A 5,435-nucleotide genomic window follows, 5' to 3' on the forward strand; every position below is an offset into this window, starting at 1 on the left:
TGGGGTGGTGGTGCACAGCCTGCCCACCCCGCGTGGCAGCCACTGGATGCCCAACGATGGTAACTGGGCGGTGGCGTGGAAATACCCGCCGCCGGAGAGCAGCAGCGAAGTGCAGGCGGTACGCTTCAACACCGGGCGCACCGGGCAGATTAGCGTGGTACTGGATCTGCAGCCGGTGCAGCTGGATGACAAACGCGTCAGCCGGGTCAGCCTCGGGTCGGTGGCACGCTGGCGGCAGCGGGATGTGCTGCCGGGCGATCGGGTCAGCCTCAGCCTGGCCGGGCAGGGAATCCCCCGTCTGAACGAGGTGATATGGCGGGTTAGCCAGCGTGACTATCCGCAGCCACCCCCTGCTTCCAGTAATCTGCGTTGTTTTCACGACGACAGCGGCTGCCGTCAGCAGCTGCTGGCGCGGCTGGAGTGGCTGAGCGGTAGCGCAGCGTTACATATGGCCGGCATCGGGCGTGCCAGCTGGCAGCAGTTGATTGAAGCCGGTGGAGTAAGCGATCTGTTCTCGTGGTTGACCCTGTCAGCCGGGCAGCTGCGGGCGATGCCGGGGATCGGGCCGCAGCGCGGTGAGCTGTTCTGGCAGCAGTTCCGTCTCAGCCAGCAGCGCCCGTTTAAACGCTGGGTGAGGGCGCTGGGCGTACCGATTCCCGAAGCTGCGCTGCGTACCTTAACCGACAATGGCTGGCAGCAGCTGTTGGCGCGCAGCGAACAGGAGTGGCAGCAGTTACCGGGCACCGGGGCGGTAAGCGCCCGGCGCATCAGGCAGTTTTTACAGCATCAAACCGTACAGCAACTGATCGGCAGGCTGCAACAGCTCAACGTATGGCCCTGATGGTGGTAAGGGGCCCCTGCTGTAAACGATGACGGAGTATTCCGGCCAGCCGCATCGTATTAGCGGGGCGTAGCGTCTAGTGATCGCCGTGCTCGTAGTTGAACACCGGAAGACCCAGCCGAAAACGCAGCGCCAGCAGGCGGGCGATAAAGGCAAACAGCAGGGTAATAACGATCACCGTTTCCATATTCAGCTCCGTTTTCTGCAGCAGGATGTACAGCCAGCCGGAGGCAAACGCGATACCGGCATACAGCTCTTTTTGAAACACCAGCGGAATGCGGTTGCAAAACATATCACGCAACACGCCGCCGAATACTCCGGTCACCACTGCACTGATCGCAGCGATAATTCCCGCATGACCCATATCCAGCGCGACCTGCGCCCCCAGAATGGAAAACACCGCCAGCCCCAACGCATCCAGCACCAGAAAGACCTTGCGCAGATGGGGCATCAGCGGTGCCACGAAGGTGGTGATTACCGCCGCCGCCGCCACAATCAGGATGTACTCCGGGTGTTTGACCCAGCCAAGTGGATAATGTCCGAGTAGCATATCGCGAACCGAACCGCCGCCAATCGCGGTCACCGATGCAATGATAATCACGCCAAACAGATCCATCTTACGGCGGCCAGCGGCCAGCGCCCCGGTCATCGCTTCAGCGGTGATGCCGATGATGTAGAGTACGGTGAGTAACATAATCAACTCCAGATTTAGAGGCCGCAAGACTACGGTGTAATGGCACGGGCAGCGACTGAAATTTTCTCAGTATAGCCTCTTGGGATTAGTTTTTTTGATGGTTTGTTTGTTTATTTTTACGGCTATGTTAATCGTAATACATTGATTTTTAGTATTATGAAGATATTGCCCCGATCGATTCTGCTTGAGTTAGTTAGCGGATAAAGTTATTAAAAAAAGGATGGTTGACTGGCCCGGTACTGGCCACAATCTGCGAAGGCGGGCGTACTGAATATGAGACGGCTATCACTTTATTCCGTTGGCATACGGTAAAAATGAGCAGAGAGCAGAAATCAGGTCAGAAAATAGAATGACACCTTTGAATATTAATTTATTTTAAAATTTTGAGACTGATGTTTTGATTATTTGTGCGTAGCAGAGGGTTTGTTTTGTTACTAATGGTGCTGGTGTGGGGTATATTTCATTTGCTTTTTAAACAGCATCTCTAAAACTAAGTTAATTCTTAAATGGCAGGGAAGGAACTTTCGCGATCGGGAAGGTAGGGTCATACAACCTCTTTTCCAGTCACCAATGTGAACGGCCTAAATGATATTCTCAGGCAGGAGGCGTTATGTACAGCAGATACACGGTAACCGTTTCTGACGATCATCCACATATCATGCATTCCTTAAAAATGCTTTTTTCAACCAGTGACCGTTTTCTTATTACCAATGAAGCTGCATGTGGTAAGGACTTGCTGTCCGTTCTGGCGGTGAAAACCACCGATATTGTTATTACCGATTTTTCGTTGGGTTCAGATCGTTCCACCATCGATGGCTTCACCAAACTGCGCGCGCTGGCGGCCCGCTATCCGGATACGCACATCGTCCTGCTGACGTCACAAAAGAATGTGGCAATTTTAAGAAAGGCCTGCGACTACGGTATCAGGGCGATTGTCAGTAAATCAGATGCGGTGGAGGAAACGGTGCTGGCCTGCCATCATGTGGTCAGTCAGCAGGACTGTTACTTTTCCTCATCGCTGAGCCATCTTAAAGCCCCGCTGGCAAAAGGTAACGAACGGGGTAACACCCTGACGCCGAAAGAACTGGAAGTGGTACGCTTATTCTCATCCGGGTATTCGCTGGCAGAAATTGCCCATCGGCAGAACAGAACCATCAGCACCATCTCGACACAGAAGTATAACGCAATGCGCCGCTTAGGCGTTTCCACCAATATAGAGTTGATTCGGTACGCCTATGCGCAGGGATTAATTTGATACCAAAGCTCCTCATTTTTTGGAAAACAGACTTCCATTAAATAAACAAGGATTGACTGGATTTAAGGGATTAAATGAAAAGAGTATTAGTACTTGTGTTTTTTTTCCCCTCGTTGTTGCAGGCAACCACGCTTTTAGAAGCGGTAAATGCTGCACGTCGCTACGATGCCGGATTTAGTGCAGCGTTAGAGGAAAAAAAAGCGGGCAATGAAGCCTTTGACCAGGGGATTGCTGGTCTGTTGCCATCGATTAATCTGGAAGGAGGTTATGCCAAACAGGACCAGCCTCATGTAAAATATGCAGCGGCCGTTAAACGGCATAACTACAGTGTTAATCTCAACCAGCCGCTGTTTGACCTGGCAAAATTTGCCGCATTTCAGCGTGGCAGCGCCATGTCCGATCTGGCCGATGCAGAATTTATCGTTGCGCAGCAGACGTTAATTCGCGACGTGTCAGACGCTTTCTTCAGGGTGGTGTACCAGCGGGAGGTGCTTGAGGTAGCGGTTTCTGCCATCCGCGTATATGGCCAGCAGCGTGAGCAGGCGCGGGCCGCACTCAGACTGGGTGAGGGAACGCGCACGGAAGTCGATGAAGCCCAGGCGAACTATGATGACGCGCAGGCGAAGGAGATTGCCGCGCGTAACGATCTGGAGATTGCCGGTACCGCTTACACCCGGCTGACCGGTTTAATCGCTGATGGCATTGAGCCGGTATCCAGCCAGTGTTATCGCCTCACGCAGCAGGAGAACATGCAACAAGCGCTGCTGCTGGCACAGCGCAATAACGCTGAAATCAGAAAAGCCAGCACCCAGGTCGCTCAGGCGCGCAGTAACGTGGTCAGCGCTACTGCCGCCCACCTGCCGGTGGTTAACCTGCAGGCCAGCTATGGCGGCAACTGGAGCCGTGGTGAGGATGAAAACGTGCTGGATAATATTTTTGGTACCACCTCAAAAACTAAAAATACGCTGGTCGGAGTCAACGTCTCGCTGCTGCTGTTTGCCGGCGGCGGGCAACTTTCTGCGTCCCGCGAAACGTTGAATCGCCTCAATCAGGCAAAGTATGCACTGGAAAATACCCGGCGGCAGGTTAATCAACAGACGCGCACCGCCTGGCTGAATATCACTAACGGCCGCGCGCTGCTGAAAGCGCGCCAGAAAGCGGCGCTCTCCGCCAACAGCAAGGTGAAGTCCACCCGGTATGGTCGTGAACTCGGTCTGCGTACCACCATTGATGAACTTAACGCCGAGCAGAAATATTACGACGCCATGCAGAACGAGGCGGAATCCCGCTATAAGTACCTCAGCGCCGGTATTCAGCTGCTGGCTCTGCAGGGCACACTTGACGACCCCATGCTGCAGCAGTTCAGCTGCCACCCCACTCAGATTTCGTCCTCTGACAGGAAGTAACCCTCATGGAAGAGCCGCTATTCAGACCGGAAGCGACCGGCAATAACGCTTCGAAAACCATTGGAACCGTTGCGGTGTACTCACCGCCGTGGCGCTGGCTGGTGGTCAGCGTCATTGCCTTTATCACCCTTACCATCACCCTGTTCTTTATCTTCGGTAGCTATACCAAACGAGAAAATGCCAGCGGCGAGCTGCTGCCGGTGAAAGGGGTGACCACCCTGGTGCCACAGAGCGCCGGAACCGTCACCCGCATTGCGGTTAAGGAGGGCGACCGCATCCGTCGTGGCCAGCCGCTGATCGAGATCGCCTCCGAACTGGCGACTTCACAGGGCGCGACCTGGGACACGGTGATTACCCAGCTGCAGCTGCAGAGCGCCAGGCTTGAGAATGAGCAGCGCGAAACCGCCGCGCTGAGCGCCGAAACGCTGAGGGGGCTGCTGGCACGCCAGACCATTTTACAGGCGCAGATCGCGCAGATGTCGCAGCTGATTGCCAAACGGCTGGAGCAGGTCAGGCTGGCACAGCGCCAGCTGGATAAACTGCGCCGCATGAACCGCGAGGGCTATGCCTCCGGTACGCAGGTGGATCAGCAGGAAACCACGCTGCTGGATGCCGGCAGCGCCGTACAGGAGCTGCAGCGTCAGAGGCTGGAGCAGCAGCAGCAGCTGGCACAGCTGGCACAGCAGATTGGCGAACAGCCGATGACCGCCGCTAACCAGCAGCATGAACTGGAGGTGCGTCTGGCTGGCGTCAGGCAGTCGCTGGCGGAAAATGAGTCGCGTCGTTCGGTGGTGCTACGGGCACCCCAGGATGGCACGGTCGGGACGGTGTTAAGCCACGTTGGCCAGGTGGTGACTGCCGGGCAGTCGCTGATCTCGCTGCTGCCGGAAAACAGCCCGCTGGAAGCACGTATGCTGGTCAGCAGCCGCGCTATCGGCTTTATCCGCCCAGGCCAGACGGTAGTGCTGCGTTATCAGGCATTCCCCTATCAAAAATTTGGCCAACAGTATGGTCGCGTTCTGGAAGTCTCGCGTACTGCGCTAACGCCGCAGGAAATCGCCGGCATTACCGGCAATAACAAGGTCAACGAACAGCAGTACCGGGTGCGGGTGGCACTGAATCATCAGCAGATCATCGCCTACGGTAAAAGCGAACCTCTGCGTTCGGGTATGGCGGTCGAAGCCGATTTCCTGATCGAGCACCGTCGCCTGATTGAGTGGGTGCTGGAGCCGCTGTTTG

4 protein-coding genes and 1 pseudogene are annotated in these 5,435 nt (G+C 55.5%); 4 read left to right on the top strand and 1 reads right to left on the bottom strand.

The features are described 5' to 3' along the window. Positions 1 to 841: pseudogene (ligB, locus tag NV64_RS18145) on the top strand (ATP-dependent DNA ligase); the annotation flags it as partial. A 76-nt stretch (positions 842 to 917) separates the two neighbouring features. On the opposite strand, the gene NV64_RS18150 reads toward ligB, so the two are convergent. Next, entirely contained in the window at positions 918 to 1,535 is a 618-nt protein-coding gene (locus tag NV64_RS18150; protein WP_056233547.1) for a trimeric intracellular cation channel family protein, read from the bottom strand. A 610-nt stretch (positions 1,536 to 2,145) separates the two neighbouring features. Here NV64_RS18150 and NV64_RS18155 point away from each other — a divergent pair. From NV64_RS18155 to NV64_RS18165, 3 genes are all read left to right on the top strand, one after another. Next, positions 2,146 to 2,790: a response regulator transcription factor gene (locus NV64_RS18155; RefSeq protein WP_056233549.1), complete on the top strand. Its 645-nt coding sequence runs from the start codon at positions 2,146 to 2,148 to the stop codon at positions 2,788 to 2,790. A 74-nt stretch (positions 2,791 to 2,864) separates the two neighbouring features. Continuing rightward, positions 2,865 to 4,196, top strand: a complete 1,332-nt coding sequence (locus NV64_RS18160) for a TolC family outer membrane protein (protein WP_101506477.1) — start codon at positions 2,865 to 2,867, stop codon at positions 4,194 to 4,196. Between the two features lie 5 nt (positions 4,197 to 4,201). Further along, positions 4,202 to 5,435, top strand: a 1,234-nt coding sequence (locus NV64_RS18165; RefSeq protein ID WP_101506483.1) for an HlyD family secretion protein, incomplete at its 3' end; no start/stop codon positions are given.

Origin of the sequence: Erwinia sp. B116 (genome assembly GCF_002865965.1) — a bacterium.
GTDB lineage: Bacteria > Pseudomonadota > Gammaproteobacteria > Enterobacterales > Enterobacteriaceae > Erwinia.